The organism is Sphingopyxis granuli, from assembly GCF_001559015.1.
GTDB classification, from domain to species: Bacteria; Pseudomonadota; Alphaproteobacteria; order Sphingomonadales; family Sphingomonadaceae; genus Sphingopyxis; species Sphingopyxis granuli.
The window spans coordinates 2,841,080-2,854,802 of sequence record NZ_CP012199.1; the positions used below are offsets into that span (position 1 = coordinate 2,841,080).

A 13,723-nucleotide genomic window follows, 5' to 3' on the forward strand; every position below is an offset into this window, starting at 1 on the left:
CCCGGCTTTCGCCGGGGGACAGGTCCTGACTTGCCTGAAGGACATATGCCCCAACCAAGTTCAGCATGACGAACGGATGAGGTGGCGCGCCGAAACCCGAATCCTCACGGGCCATGGCGCAGCGAAGCCTACCGCCCCCCGACGGCCAGCCGCGCGCGCAGGTTTTGCAGGTCGCGCTGCGACAGCGGCGCCAGCGCGGCGGCGGGCTTGCCCTTGCGAAGGCGCGCGCGGTCCTTTTCCGACGGTTCGACGCGCCGCACGCGCACCGGGGCGTGGCCCTGCGCCTTCATCCCGAGCTGTTCGGCCGCGCCGCGCGACAGGTCGATGATGCGTCCGCCGCCCGCAAAAGGGCCGCGATCGTTGACGCGCACGACGATCCGCCGCCCGGTGTCAAGCGCCGTCACCTCGACATAGGTCGGCAGCGGCAGCGTCGTGTGCGCGGCCGTGACCCATCCGGGGCGGAATTTCTCGCCATTGGCGGTGCGGTTGCCCGATTCGCTGCCGTACCAGCTCGCATAGCCCACCACGTCATAGGCGGGGGCGGCGGCGGGCACATAGGTCGTGCCGCGAACCGCATAGGGCTTGCCGATCCGCACCGGCGAATCGCTGACCGGCCGGAAATTCCCGCCCGCGCAGGCCGAAAGCATCAGGATCGCCGCCGCGGCCCCGGCCAATCGGGCCGAGCGGCGAACGGGACGGCCCCGCATCGCTACCCCAGCACCCAGCTTCGCCGCGGATAGCCCTGGGCCCACAGGAGCGCGGTCAGGTCGTGATGGCGGATCGCGGCGTCGGCGGCGTCGGCGGCCGCCGGGTGCGGGTGATAGCCGATGCCAAGCCCCGCCGCGGTGATCATCGGAATGTCGTTGGCGCCGTCGCCGATCGCCAGCGTCTCGGCCAGCGGCAGCCCGCGCGCCGCGGCCTCGGACTGGAGCATCGCGAGCTTCGCGCCCGAATCGACGATCGGTTCGCGCACCTGTCCGGTCAGCCGGCCGCCCACGATCTCCAGCTCGTTCGCGACCACCTTGTCGAACCCGACCGCTTCCGCGACCGGCCCGGCGAAGGGCATGAAACCGCCCGACACCAGCACCGACCAGGCGCCATGCGCCTTCATCGTCTGGACCAGCGTGCGCGCGCCGCGCGTCAGCCGGACCCGCTCCATCCGGCATTCGGCCAGCGTCGTCTCGGCCATGCCGCCCAGCAGCCCGACGCGCTCCGCCAGCGCGCCGCGAAAGTCGATCTCGCCGCGCATCGCCTTTTCGGTGATCGCCGCGATCTGCGGCTTCAGCCCCGCATAGTCGGCGAGTTCGTCGATGCACTCGACGGTGATCATCGTCGAATCCATGTCGGCGATCAGCAGCTTCTTCGTCCGGTCGCCGAGCGGCTGGACCACGATGTCGAGCGCGCCATGGTCCATCTTCGCAAGCTCGCTGCGCGCGCTGACCAGACTGCCCTGAAAGACGATGTCGGCCGCGTCGCCTTCGTCGAGCCAGTGCGGCGCGCCCACGTCGTGCCCGGTCGCGGCGAGGCGGTCGATCGCCTCGCGCACCACCTCGCCCGTCAGCGCTCCGGCTGCTATCAGCGTCGCAACGAACATGGCATCTCCTTCTTCATCCTCGAGCCAGCGGCTTCCTGTGGCGCTTATCGCCGGGCCGACCGCCAGCGGCAAGAGCGCCCTTGCCGTCGCCTTGGCGCAGGCGGTGGGGCGTGCGCAAGTCATCAATGCCGATGCCAGCCAGGTCTATCGCGACCTGACCATCCTGTCGGCGCGCCCGACCGCGGCGGAGATGCAGGGCGTCCCGCATCATCTGTTCGGTCATGTCGACGGGGCGGACGGCGCCTATCACGCGGCGCGCTGGGCCGCCGAAGCGCGCCGCGCGCTGGCCCGCGCGTGGGAGGATGACGATATCCCGATCCTGGTCGGCGGGACCGGCCTCTATCTGCGCACGCTGCTCGACGGCATCGCGCCGGTGCCCGCGATCGCCCCCGATATTCGCGCCGAAGTGCGCGCGATGGCGGTGGCCGACGCCCACGCCGCGCTTGCGAAGGCCGATCCCGCCGCGGCGGCGCGCCTGCACCCCGCCGACACGACCCGCGTCGCCCGCGCGCTCGAAGTGGTGCGCGCCACGGGGCGGCCGCTCGCCGACTGGCAACGCGCGCGCGAGGGCGGCATCGCCGACTCCGTCGCGCTCGTCCCGCTGGTCCTGCTGCCGCCGCGCGACGAACTGCGCGCGCGCTGCGACGCGCGGCTTGCCGGGATGTTCGAGCGCGGCGCGATCGACGAGGTCGCGGCGCTGATCGCCCGCGATCTCGACCCCGACCTTCCCGTCATGCGCGCGATCGGCGTGCCGCAGATCGCCGCCCTGCTGCGCGGCACCCTGTCGCGCGCCGAGGCGCTCGACCGGGCGCAGGCCGCGACCCGCCAATATGCGAAACGCCAGTTCACCTGGCTGCGCCATCAGCCGCCGGCCGGGTGGCCCCGGCATGAAGCGTCATTATCCGTCGATTCCATAAAGGAAATAGCAATAAAATTACAACATGTACTGTTGACAGGATAGAATCATATACCTATTGCCCGCAGCCTTGTTGCGTCGCACAAGCGCGTGCCTTGCGTGCGGGCGAAATGGAGAAAAGGAGCAGTGTCGTGACGGAAATGAGCGGTGCCGACATGGTGGTTCAGGCGCTGGTCGACCTTGGGGTCGATACAGTGTTCGGCTATCCGGGCGGCGCGGTCCTTCCGATCTATGACGCGCTGTTCAACCACCCGACGATCCGGCACATCCTGGTCCGCCACGAACAGGCGGCGACCCACGCGGCGGAGGGCTATGCCCGCGCCACCGGCAAGCCCGGCGTCGTGCTCGTCACCTCGGGCCCCGGCGCGACCAACGCCGTGACCGGCATCACCGACGCGCTGCTCGATTCGATCCCGATGGTCGTGCTGACCGGGCAGGTGCCGACGACCCTGATCGGAACCGACGCATTCCAGGAATGCGACACGGTCGGCATCACGCGCCACTGCACCAAGCATAATTATCTGGTGATGGACCCCGACCGGCTGGGCCCGATCATCCACGAGGCTTTCTTCATCGCGACGCATGGCCGGCCCGGTCCGGTGGTGATCGACATTCCGAAGAATGTGCAGGTGGCGACCGGCACCTATCGCGTGCCCGAACTGATCGAGCACCAGAGCTATCGCCCGCAGGTCGAACCCGACGCCGATGCGATCGCCGATGCGATCGCGCTGATCGCGGCGGCCGAGCGCCCGATCTTCTACACCGGCGGCGGCGTCATCAACGCCGGCCCGGACGCGAGCGCGGCGCTGCGCCAGCTCGTCGGGCTGACCGGCGCGCCGATCACCTCGACGCTGATGGGGCTCGGCGCCTTTCCGTCGGACGATCCGAAGTGGCTCGGCATGCTCGGCATGCACGGCACCTATGAATCGAACATGGCGATGAACCGCGCCGACCTGATCATTGCGGTCGGCGCGCGCTTCGACGACCGCGTCACGGGCCGCCTCGACGCCTTCGCGCCGCATGCGAAGAAGATCCACATCGACATCGACCGGTCGTCGATCAACAAGATCGTCCCCGTCGACGTCGCGGTGCTCGGCGATGCGGGGCGCGCGCTCGACGCGCTGATCGGCGCGTGGCAGGACAAGGGGCACAAGGCGCGCGACCTTGGCGAATGGTGGCGCCGCATCGACGGCTGGCGCGCGACGCGCTGCCTCGACTTCCCGGAGAAGAAGGAAAGCGGGGCGGAGATCATGCCGCAGCGCGCGGTCAAGGCGCTGTTCGAGGCGACGCGCGGCCGCGACCCGATCATCACCACCGAGGTCGGACAGCACCAGATGTGGGCGGCGCAGCATTTCGGCTTCTCCGCCCCCAACCGCTGGCTGACGTCGGGCGGTCTCGGCACCATGGGCTATGGCTTTCCGGCTGCGGTCGGCGCGCAGGTCGCGCGGCCCGACCGCCTCGTCATCTGCATCGCGGGCGAGGCCAGCCTGCAGATGAACATCCAGGAAATGGGCACGGTCAGCCAGCACCGCCTGCCGGTGAAGATCTTCATCCTCAACAACGAATGGATGGGGATGGTCCGCCAGTGGCAGGAACTGACCTATGAAAGCCGTTATTCGAACAGCTATTCGGACAGCCTGCCCGATTTCGTGAAGCTGGCGGAGGCCTATGGCTGGACGGGGCTGCGCATCGACACGCTGGGCGAGCTCGAGGACGGCATCCGCACCATGATCGACACGCCCGGCCCGGTGATCGTCGACTGCCGCGTCGCCAAGCTCGCCAACTGCTTCCCGATGATCCCGTCGGGCGCGGCGCATACCGAAATGATCCTCCAGCCGAGCGACGTCACCGGCACGATGGACGACGAAGCGAAAGCGCTGGTGTAATCGACATGAAAATCATGACCGAAGCGGGCGAGCGCCACGTGCTCGCCATCACCGTCGACAACGAGGCCGGGGTGCTCGCCAAGATCACCGGGCTGTTCACCGCGCGCGGCTATAATATCGAAAGCCTGACGGTGGCGGACATCACCGCCGACCATGCGCTGTCGCGCATCACCATCGTCACCTCCGGCCCGCCGCCGGTGATCGACCAGATCATCGCGCAGCTCGACCGGCTGGTTCCGGTCCACAAGGTCATCGACCTCGCCGACCAGGGCGCGCATGTCGAGCGCGAGATCGCGCTGGTCAAGGTCGCGGGCACCGGCGAGAAGCGCATCGAGGCGCTGCGCCTCGCCGACGTGTTCCGCGCCAAGGTCGTCGACACGACGCTGACCAGCTTCGTCTTCGAGATCACCGGCAACAGCGACAAGGTCGACCGCTTCATCGCGCTGATGCGCGAATGCGGCCTCGTCGAGGTCGGGCGCACCGGCATCGTCGCCATCTCGCGCGGGCCGGAGGCGGTTTAGGGTTTACTGGGTTTCAATCGCCGTCACCCCGGACCTGATCCGGGGTCCCGCTTGCCACCGTCGTTCAGCGGGACCCCGGATCAGGTCCGGGGTGACGAAAGAAGGATAGGGAAGAAAGACATGCAGGTTTACTACGATCGCGACGCCGACCAGGATCTGATCAAGAACAAGAAGGTCGCCATCCTCGGCTACGGCAGCCAGGGCCACGCCCATGCGCAGAATCTGCGCGACAGCGGGGTCAAGGAGGTCGCGATCGCGCTGCGCTCCGGTTCGGCGACCGCGAAGAAGGCGGAAGGCGCGGGCTTCCGGGTGCTGTCGAACAAGGAAGCCGCCCAGTGGGCCGACGTCATCATGATCGCCGCCCCCGACGAACATCAGGCGAAAATCTATTACGACGACCTCGCCGACAATCTGAAGCCCGGCGCCGCGCTCGCCTTCGCGCACGGGCTCAACATCCATTTCGGCCTGATCGAGGCACGCCCCGACATCGACGTCTTCATGGTCGCGCCCAAGGGCCCCGGCCACACGGTGCGCAGCGAATATCAGAAGGGCGGCGGCGTCCCCTGCCTGATCGCGGTCGCGCAGGAAGCGTCGGGCAACAGCGGCAACGGCCACGCCAAGGCGCTCGCCCTCAGCTACGCCAGCGCCGTCGGCGGCGGGCGCAGCGGCATCATCGAGACGACCTTCAAGGAAGAGTGCGAGACCGACCTGTTCGGCGAGCAGGCGGTGCTGTGCGGCGGCATCACCCACCTGATCCAGGCCGGGTTCGAAACGCTGGTCGAGGCGGGTTACGCCCCCGAAATGGCCTATTTCGAATGCCTCCACGAAACCAAGCTGATCGTCGACCTGCTCTATGAGGGCGGCATCGCCAACATGCGCTATTCGATCTCGAACACCGCCGAATATGGCGACATCAAGACCGGCCCGCGCATCATCACCGACGAGACCAAGGCCGAGATGAAGCGCGTTCTCGCCGACATCACCTCGGGCCGCTTCGTCAAGGATTTCGTCCTCGACAACCAGGCCGGTCAGCCCGAACTGAAGGCCAGCCGCAAGGCCGCCGCCGCGCACCCGATCGAACAGACCGGCGCCGCGCTGCGCGCGATGATGCCGTGGATCGCGAAGAACAAGCTGGTCGACAAGGCGGTCAACTAAGTCCGCCTCATCCCTTCTCGTCATTGCGAGGAGCGTAGCGACGAAGCAATCCAGAGCTCGGTAAACCGCTCTGGATTGCTTCGCTTCGCTCGCAATGACGGACAAAGGAAGCTGAATGGCGAGTTCCCCCTTCCACGCCCACCGCGCCGATCTCGCCGCGCTCGCGGCCGAAGACCGGCGCCGCGCCCTCGTCCCGCGCGCCGGGATCGATTTCGCCTCGAACGATTATCTCGGTCTCGCCGGCTCCGCCGCGCTGCGCGACGCGCTCGCTGCCGGGATCGCGCGCGGCCTTCCCGCCGGCTCGGGCGGCTCGCGCCTGCTGCGCGGCAATCATGCGGAACATGAAGCGCTCGAAACCCATGCCGCGCGCCACTATGGCAGCGAGGCGGCGCTTTTCTTTCCCACCGGCTTCGCCGCCAACGCCGCGCTGTTCGCGACGCTGCCGCAGCGCGGCGACCTGATCGTCCACGACGAATTGATCCACGCGAGCGCGCACGACGGCATGAAGCTCGGCCGCGCGGACATCCGTGCCGCCGCGCACAACGACGCGCAGGCGTTCGACGACGCGGTCGCCGCATGGCGCAAGGCGGGCGGCACCGGCACGCCGTGGATCGCGGTCGAAAGCCTCTACAGCATGGACGGCGACACGGCGCCGCTCGCCGACCTCGCGATCGTCGCCGCGCGCCATGACGCGGTGCTGGTGGTCGACGAGGCGCACGCGACCGGCGTTTTCGGTCCTGCCGGACAGGGGCTCGCGCACGGCCTTGCGTCCCGCGAAAGGCTCATCACGCTGCACACCTGCGGCAAGGCGCTGGGCTGCGAGGGGGCGCTGCTTTGCGGGCCGCAGATCGTCCGCGATTTCCTCGTCAACCGGGGCCGCCCCTTCATCTTCTCCACCGCGCCGTCGCCGCTGATGGCGTGGCTCGTCCGCCAGGCGCTGGAGATCGTGGCGACCGAGCCCGAACGGCCCGCGCGCCTTCACGCGCTCGTCCGCCATGCCGAGGCGCGCCTTGCCGCGCTCGGGCTGCCCGCGAGCAGCAGCCAGATCCTTCCCGTCGTGATCGGCGACAACGCCCGCGCGATGCGCGTCGCCGGCGCGTTGCAGGCCGCAGGCTTCGACGTCCGCGGCATCCGCCCGCCGACCGTGCCGCAGAGCACCGCGCGCCTGCGCATCGCGATCACGCTCAACGTCGCGGAAAGCGATATCGACGCGATGACCGGCGCGCTTGCCGACGCGATGGCAGCCGCCTGATGCCGCGCTTCGTCGTGACCGGCACCGACACCGGCATCGGCAAGACCGTCTTCACCGCCGCGCTGGCGGGGGCGCTCGGCATCCCCTATTGGAAACCGATCCAGTCGGGGCTCGAAGAAGAAACCGACAGCGAGGTCGTCGCGCGGCTGGCCGGTGTGCCGGTCCTGCCCGAGGCATATCGCCTCGTCACCCCCGCTTCGCCGCACCTCGCGGCCGAGATCGACGGCGTCGCGATCGATCCGGATGCGCTGACGCCGCCCGCGGGCGACCTGATCGTCGAGGGCGCGGGCGGTGTCCTCGTCCCCGTCACGCGCACGCTTCTCTATGCCGATCTGTTCGCGCGCTGGCGGATTCCGGTCATCGTCTGCGCGCGCACGGGTCTCGGCACGATCAACCACAGCCTGCTGACGATCGAGGCGCTGCGCGCGCGCGGCGTGCCGATCCACGGCATCGCCTTCGTCGGCGACGCGGTCGAGGACAGCGAGGCGATCGTCGCGAAAATTGGCGGCGTCCGCCGTTTGGGCCGCCTGCCCCCGATCCACCCGCTGACCCCGGAGACGCTGGCAGCCGCCTTCGCCGCCAACTTCGATCTTGCCGGCTTCACCTGAAACCAGAAGCCGCTCGCCCTGAGCCTGTCGAAGGGCTGTCCTTTTCTCCATCCGGCGCCAGAAGGAAGAACGGTGCTTCGACAAGCTCAGCACGAGCGGTAAGAGAGGTCGCACTTATGTCACCCATCTGGCATCCCTTCACCCAGCACGGGCTCGGCGAGCCGATACCGCTGATCGACCGGGCCGAGGGCGCGCGCCTTTACGACGCGCAGGGCAACAGCTGGATCGACGCCATCTCCTCGTGGTGGGTCACCACCCACGGTCACGCGCATCCGCGCATCATGGCCGCGATCCGCGAGCAGACCGAGAAGCTCGACCAGCTCATCTTCGCGGGCTGGACGCACGAGCCGGCCGAAGCGCTCGCCGCCGAACTGGTCCGCATCACCCCCGATCCGCTGACCCGCGTCTTCTTTTCGGATTCGGGTTCGACCAGCGTCGAGGTCGCGCTGAAAATGGCGCTCGGTTACTGGTTCAACATCGGCGAGGCGCGCAGCCGCATCCTGGTGATGGAGCACAGCTATCACGGCGACACGATCGGCGCGATGTCGGTCGGCGAGCGCGGCGTCTACAACCGGGCGTGGCAGCCTTTGCTCTTCGACGTCGGCACCATTCCCTTCCCCGCCGAGGGACGCGAACAGGTGGCGCTCGACGCGCTCGAAGCCGCCTGCGCCGAAAAGCCCGCCGCTTTCATCGTCGAGCCGCTGATCCTCGGCGCCGGCGGCATGCTGATCTACCCCGCCTGGGTGCTCGCGGAAATGCGCGCGATCTGCGCCCGCCACGGCGTCCTGTTCATCGCCGACGAGGTGATGACCGGCTGGGGCCGCACCGGCACCCGCTTCGCCTGCGACCAGGCGGGAGTGATCCCCGACATCGTCTGCCTGTCGAAAGGGCTGACCGGCGGCGCGATGCCGCTCGCGGTGACGCTGTGCATCGAACCGGTCTTCGAAGCGCATTATTCGACCGACCGCGCGAAGACCTTCTATCATTCGTCGAGCTACACCGCGAACCCGATCGCCTGCGCCGCGGCGGTCGCCAATCTCGTCATCTGGCGCGACGAGCCGGTGCAGGCGCGGATCGACGCGCTCGCCGAAGCGCAGGCGGCGCATTTGTCGCTGCTGACCGGCGATGCGCGCATCGCGAACCCGCGCCGGCTGGGCACCATCGCCGCGCTCGACGTCCGCGTCCGCGACGGCGGCTATCTGTCGACGCTCGCGCCGCGCCTGATCGCTTTCTATCGCGAACAGGGCGTCCTGCTCCGCCCGCTCGGCAACAGCATCTATGTCATGCCGCCCTATTGCATCGCGCCCGACGAACTCGCGCAGGTCTGGAACGCAATCGCCGCATCGCTCGATCTCGATCCATCGCCATAGGTGGTGGCGCGTCCGCCAGAGCATTCTCCAGGCAGGTGGAAACGCCTCTATGGCGTGTGAGGATTCGGGTTTCGGCGCACTGCCTCATCCGTTCGTCATGCTGAACTTGTTTCGCAATTATCCCCTTCCGACAGGTGAGCGTTCCCCGGCGAAAGCCGGGGTCCATGCGGGGCAGCGCTGTGCCATCTGGACCCCGGCTTTCGCCGGGGAACAGCGCTGACTTGCCTGAAGGGTATATGTCCCAACCAAATTCAGGGTGACGACGGGAGAATTCAGGGCGAAAGGGAGAAACCGTGCCGAACTCCGAATCCACGGGCCTCAGTTCGGCCTGGGTTCATCTGCGGCGGCCCATCGTTGCAGGCCACGACATCGGGAACGCGATCCGGAATGACAGGAAAAGCCGCTCTTCTGACTTGTCTCGCGGCTTTCGCCTCCGCGGCCCCGGCGCTTGCGCAGGAGGAGGAAAGCCTCGCGCAGTCGGCGCAGCCGCCGCAAAAGACCTCGATCCTCTATACCTATGGCGACGAACCCTGTCCCGAGGCGCAGGGCGACGAGATCGTCGTCTGCGCGCAGCAGCCCGAATCCGATCGCTACCGCGTCCCCAAGGAATTGCGCGAGGAGATCAAGGACGACGCCCCGGTCGGCGGCGGCAGCTGGGCGTCGCAGGTCGAGGGTTATGAGACGATCGCCCGCGCCACCCGGCCGAACAGCTGTTCGCCGGTCGGCAGCTACGGCTTCACGGGCTGCGCCGCCGCGGCGCTGCGCGAATGGTTCGAGGCGCGGCGCGCGACGCACCCATAGGGTCATATTCCGGAAACCGTGCGTTTCGCCGCGACGACATTGACGCCGCGCCGCCCTCTCGCCTAGCCTCGCCGCTCTCGGAACAGGAGCCCCCCCATGCGCCATACCCTTCCCTTCGCCGCTCTCGCGCTCGCCGTCGTCGCGGTCCCGGTCGTCCTTGCGCAGGGCGGCCCCGCCGTCCCCGGCGCGCCCGACAGGAGCCGTGTCGCCGCCGGAACCTACGCCGCCGACCCCGGCCACACGATCGTCGTGTGGGAGGTCGATCATTTCGGCTTCAGCAAATATCAGGGGATTTTCGGCGACGTGACCGGCACGCTCGTCCTCGATCCCGCCAACCCGGCGGCCGCGAAGGTCGACGTGACGATCCCGGTGTCGAAGGTGACGACGGCAAGCGCCGGGCTGACGGGCCACCTGCTTCGTGCCGGCAAGGACGGCGCCAAGCCCGATTTCTTCGGCCCCGCCCCCGCCGACGCGCGTTTCGTGTCGACCCGCGTCGTCCTCGACGACGATGGCGACGAGGCGAAGGTGACGGGCAACCTCACGCTCAACGGCGTGACCCGGCCGGTGACGCTCGAGGTCGATTTCCACGGCGCGGGCACCAATCCCGGCAGCAAGAAGGAAACCGTCGGCTTCGAGGCGGAGGGCGAGATTCGCCGCAGCGACTTCGGCATCCTCTATGGCATCCCGCTGGTCAGCGACCGTGTCGAGCTGAAGATTCACGCGGCGTTCGAGAAGCAGTAGGCGCCTTCCCACCGCACTTTTTGCGGCCGCCCTCTTGCCAAGCCCGCGCTTTTTGGTCATGAGCGCGGGCGATGCACATGCGCGGCCTCCTTCTTCTGCGACTTACACGCCCTTGGGCGTGACTTTCGGCCTGCGCCTTTCGCGGCGGGCCACGCGCTCAAGGGCCTGACGACACAGCATCCGAATCCACGCAAGCAGAAGAAGCCAACCCATGCCCATGCTCCGCGACCCCTCGGCCAAGTACCGACCCTTTCCGCAGGTCCCGCTGGAAAACCGCCAGTGGCCCGCCCGCACGATCACCAAGGCCCCGATCTGGCTCTCGACCGATCTGCGCGACGGCAACCAGGCGCTGATCGATCCGATGGACGCCGAAAAGAAGACGCGCTTCTTCGACCTGCTCGTCAAATGCGGACTCAAGGAGATCGAGGTCGGCTTCCCCGCCTCGGGCGCGACCGACTTCGACTATATCCAGAACCTCGTCCGCTCGGGCCGCATCCCCGACGACGTCACGCCGCAGGTGCTGACGCAGGCGCGCGCCGACCTGATCCGCACCAGCTTCGACAGCCTGGCAGGCGCGAAGACCGCGATCGTCCACCTCTACAACGCGGTCAGCCCCGCGTGGCGCCGCATCGTCTTCGGCATGGAGATGCCCGAGATCAAGCAGATCGCCGTCGACGGCGCGAAGCAGCTGCGCGACAATGCCGCGCGCCTGCCCGGCACCGACTGGCGCTTCGAATACAGCCCCGAGACCTTCTCGACCGCGGAGATCGATTTCAGCATCGAATGCTGCGCCGCGGTGATGGACGTGCTCCAGCCGACGGCGGACAAGCCGATCATCCTCAACCTGCCCGCGACGGTCGAAGCGGCGACGCCCAACATCTATGCCGACCAGATCGAATATTTCTGCAAGCATCTGCCGAACCGCGACCGCGCGCTGATCAGCCTGCACACGCACAACGACCGCGGCACCGGGGTCGCGGCGGCCGAACTCGGCCTGCTCGCGGGCGCCGACCGCGTCGAGGGCTGCCTGTTCGGAAACGGCGAGCGCACGGGCAACACCTGCCTCGTCACCATCGCGCTCAACATGTACACGCAGGGCGTCGACCCCGAACTGGACTTCTCCGACATCGATCAGGTCATCCAGACGGTCGAATATTGCAACCAACTGCCGGTCCACCCGCGCCACCCCTATGGCGGCGAACTGGTCTACACCGCCTTTTCGGGCAGCCACCAGGACGCGATCAAGAAGGGGTTCGCGGCGCGCGAGCGGCAGAATGACGACAAGTGGGAAGTCCCCTACCTGCCGATCGACCCCGCCGACCTGGGGCGCAGCTACGAAGCGGTGATCCGCGTCAACAGCCAGTCGGGCAAGGGCGGCGTCGCCTGGGTGCTCGAACAGGACAAGGGGCTGAAGCTGCCGAAGAAGATGCAGGCGAGCTTCAGCCACATCGTCCAGGCGGTGGCGGACCAGACGAGCCGCGAGCTGACCGCCGACGACATCTGGACCGCCTTCGAAGGGCATTATCTGGCGGCGGACGGCAAGCGCTTCCAGCTCGTGAGCTGGGCGGAAAGCCAGAGCGGCGCCGACCGCATCTTCGCCGGCAAGCTGACCATCGACGGCGCCGAGCGCAGCATCAGCGGCCGCGGCAACGGCCTGATGTCGAGCGTCGTCGCCGCGCTGGCCGAATCGGGCGGCCCGGCGATGGACATCGTCGATTATTCCGAACATGCGATCGGCCAGGGCAGCAATGTGCAGGCCGCCGCCTATGTCGAATGCCGTACCCCCGACGGCCGCAGCCTGTTCGGCTGCGGTCTCGACACCGATGTCGCGACCGCCAGCGTGCGCGCGATCCTGTCGGCGGCGAACGCGATCTGATCCGGTCGCGGCGCCCGGGGCGGCGCGGGCCGCCCCGGCCTCCTCGCACCCCTTCCCTCTCCCGTCCGCCGCATCCCGGTCACGACTGGCCCGATCGGCGTTTCGCGGCGCGCGCATTTGGTCCTAAGCCGATGCGCGCAGCCGGGGGGCGGCGAAGGAGAAGGACCCGTGAACGCATCCCAGGCCTCGTCCGCCAGCGGCCCGAGCGCGCCCGTCGCTCCCGCCGGGCCGCTCCCCGCCGTCGGGGGAAGCAGCGACCTGTTCTGGAGCCTGCAATATTGCCGCGCAAGCGCGCTGTCGCTGACCCGTCTCGAACTGGCGCTCGCCAGCAGCGACCGGCGGCGGATCGTCGAGGCGATCGATCGCCTCCACGCGCTCGACCGCGAAATCGAGCGCAGGGTCGCAAGCCTGCCGCCGCCGCCCGATCCCGACCCCGAGCGCGAGGCGATCGACCGGCACCTCGACCGCGAGAAGATGGCGGTGGCGTTCGAAAAGCTGGCGCTCGCCAGCGGGATCAGCGGCCCCGCCCTCGCATCGCCGCCCGCCTTCGCGGCGCGCACGCGGCCCGAAACCGAGCTTTCTCATGAGGTCGAAGGGCCGCCCTTCGATCGCCGGCGAACCCATATTCTCGCCTCGCACGGTCCGAAGATCGCGCTCCTGCTGGCGATCGCGGCCGCCACCGCCGCGCTGCTGGCGACCGCCTTTTAGGATAGGGCCAATCACCAGCCAACACATATAAAGATTTCTTTATATAGCGCTTGACAGGATTGCCGCGGCGCCTATTCTTCATGCTGTCGAGGTTCTTCGCGCCGGGCATCCGGGGCGGAGCGAAGATGGGAAGCCGGTGCGAAACCGGCGCTGCCCCCGCAACTGTAAGCGGCGAGCGGCGGTCGATCATGCCACTGGTTCGGCAAGGAACCGGGAAGGCCAGACCGCTGCGGCGACCCGCGAGCCAGGAGACCTGCCTCGTCAGATACGTCCTCCGGCGGGGTGCCCGGTCAGG

13 protein-coding genes and 1 riboswitch are annotated in these 13,723 nt (G+C 68.4%); of the genes, 11 read left to right on the forward strand and 2 right to left on the reverse strand.

Going from position 1 to position 13,723, the window contains the following annotated elements; all coding sequences use genetic code 11:
• Window positions 1-128 precede the first annotated feature (128 nt).
• The gene (locus SGRAN_RS13230) at window positions 129-707 is read right to left on the reverse strand and encodes a septal ring lytic transglycosylase RlpA family protein (protein WP_067184349.1); all 579 of its coding nucleotides are present in this window, start codon (window positions 705-707) and stop codon (window positions 129-131) included.
• A 2-nt stretch (window positions 708-709) separates the two neighbouring features.
• Complete coding sequence (gene serB, locus SGRAN_RS13235; protein ID WP_067184351.1) at window positions 710-1,594, reverse strand: phosphoserine phosphatase SerB; 885 nt, start codon at window positions 1,592-1,594, stop codon at window positions 710-712.
• Between serB and miaA the strand changes: the two genes are divergently transcribed.
• The 11 genes from miaA (at window position 1,593) to SGRAN_RS13290 (ending at window position 13,428) form a co-directional block, all read left to right on the forward strand.
• Window positions 1,593-2,555, forward strand: coding sequence for a tRNA (adenosine(37)-N6)-dimethylallyltransferase MiaA (gene miaA, locus SGRAN_RS13240; RefSeq protein WP_067184354.1), 963 nt, complete (start codon window positions 1,593-1,595; stop codon window positions 2,553-2,555). The genes serB and miaA overlap by 2 nt on opposite strands.
• Before the next feature lie 86 nt (window positions 2,556-2,641).
• Entirely contained in the window at window positions 2,642-4,396 is a 1,755-nt protein-coding gene (gene ilvB / locus SGRAN_RS13245; RefSeq protein WP_067184356.1) for a biosynthetic-type acetolactate synthase large subunit, read from the forward strand.
• A gap of 5 nt (window positions 4,397-4,401) precedes the next feature.
• Window positions 4,402-4,917, forward strand: a complete 516-nt coding sequence (gene ilvN, locus SGRAN_RS13250; RefSeq protein WP_067184358.1) for an acetolactate synthase small subunit — start codon at window positions 4,402-4,404, stop codon at window positions 4,915-4,917.
• 120 nt (window positions 4,918-5,037) lie between these two features.
• Entirely contained in the window at window positions 5,038-6,072 is a 1,035-nt protein-coding gene (ilvC, locus tag SGRAN_RS13255) for a ketol-acid reductoisomerase (RefSeq protein WP_067184360.1), read from the forward strand.
• Between the two features lie 115 nt (window positions 6,073-6,187).
• On the forward strand, window positions 6,188-7,324 hold the full coding sequence (locus SGRAN_RS13260) for an 8-amino-7-oxononanoate synthase (protein ID WP_067184363.1): 1,137 nt from the start codon (window positions 6,188-6,190) through the stop codon (window positions 7,322-7,324).
• Entirely contained in the window at window positions 7,324-7,932 is a 609-nt protein-coding gene (bioD, locus tag SGRAN_RS13265; RefSeq protein ID WP_067184364.1) for a dethiobiotin synthase, read from the forward strand. Before SGRAN_RS13260 ends, bioD begins: the two co-directional genes overlap by 1 nt.
• A 116-nt stretch (window positions 7,933-8,048) precedes the next feature.
• The gene (locus SGRAN_RS13270; protein WP_067184366.1) at window positions 8,049-9,302 is read left to right on the forward strand and encodes an adenosylmethionine--8-amino-7-oxononanoate transaminase; all 1,254 of its coding nucleotides are present in this window, start codon (window positions 8,049-8,051) and stop codon (window positions 9,300-9,302) included.
• A 387-nt stretch (window positions 9,303-9,689) separates the two neighbouring features.
• The gene (locus SGRAN_RS13275) at window positions 9,690-10,103 is read left to right on the forward strand and encodes a hypothetical protein (protein WP_067184368.1); all 414 of its coding nucleotides are present in this window, start codon (window positions 9,690-9,692) and stop codon (window positions 10,101-10,103) included.
• Between the two features lie 96 nt (window positions 10,104-10,199).
• The gene (locus tag SGRAN_RS13280; protein WP_067184370.1) at window positions 10,200-10,844 is read left to right on the forward strand and encodes a YceI family protein; all 645 of its coding nucleotides are present in this window, start codon (window positions 10,200-10,202) and stop codon (window positions 10,842-10,844) included.
• A gap of 211 nt (window positions 10,845-11,055) precedes the next feature.
• Entirely contained in the window at window positions 11,056-12,720 is a 1,665-nt protein-coding gene (leuA, locus tag SGRAN_RS13285; protein ID WP_082737255.1) for a 2-isopropylmalate synthase, read from the forward strand.
• Between the two features lie 168 nt (window positions 12,721-12,888).
• Window positions 12,889-13,428, forward strand: a complete 540-nt coding sequence (locus tag SGRAN_RS13290) for a hypothetical protein (RefSeq protein ID WP_067184372.1) — start codon at window positions 12,889-12,891, stop codon at window positions 13,426-13,428.
• Between the two features lie 72 nt (window positions 13,429-13,500).
• A riboswitch (cobalamin riboswitch) is annotated at window positions 13,501-13,703 on the forward strand.
• Window positions 13,704-13,723 lie beyond the last annotated feature (20 nt).

Excerpts from the sequence above, each read along its gene's own strand:
- miaA (WP_067184354.1), top strand. The coding sequence starts at position 1,593 with ATGGCATCTCCTTCTTCATCCTCGAGCCAGCGGCTTCCTGTGGCGCTT.
- leuA (WP_082737255.1), top strand. The coding sequence starts at position 11,056 with ATGCCCATGCTCCGCGACCCCTCGGCCAAGTACCGACCCTTTCCGCAG.
- ilvN (WP_067184358.1), top strand. The coding sequence starts at position 4,402 with ATGAAAATCATGACCGAAGCGGGCGAGCGCCACGTGCTCGCCATCACC.
- SGRAN_RS13230 (WP_067184349.1), bottom strand. The coding sequence starts at position 707 with ATGCGGGGCCGTCCCGTTCGCCGCTCGGCCCGATTGGCCGGGGCCGCG.
- SGRAN_RS13280 (WP_067184370.1), top strand. The coding sequence starts at position 10,200 with ATGCGCCATACCCTTCCCTTCGCCGCTCTCGCGCTCGCCGTCGTCGCG.
- bioD (WP_067184364.1), top strand. The coding sequence starts at position 7,324 with ATGCCGCGCTTCGTCGTGACCGGCACCGACACCGGCATCGGCAAGACC.
- SGRAN_RS13260 (WP_067184363.1), top strand. The coding sequence starts at position 6,188 with ATGGCGAGTTCCCCCTTCCACGCCCACCGCGCCGATCTCGCCGCGCTC.
- SGRAN_RS13275 (WP_067184368.1), top strand. The coding sequence starts at position 9,690 with ATGACAGGAAAAGCCGCTCTTCTGACTTGTCTCGCGGCTTTCGCCTCC.
- ilvC (WP_067184360.1), top strand. The coding sequence starts at position 5,038 with ATGCAGGTTTACTACGATCGCGACGCCGACCAGGATCTGATCAAGAAC.
- SGRAN_RS13270 (WP_067184366.1), top strand. The coding sequence starts at position 8,049 with ATGTCACCCATCTGGCATCCCTTCACCCAGCACGGGCTCGGCGAGCCG.
- serB (WP_067184351.1), bottom strand. The coding sequence starts at position 1,594 with ATGTTCGTTGCGACGCTGATAGCAGCCGGAGCGCTGACGGGCGAGGTG.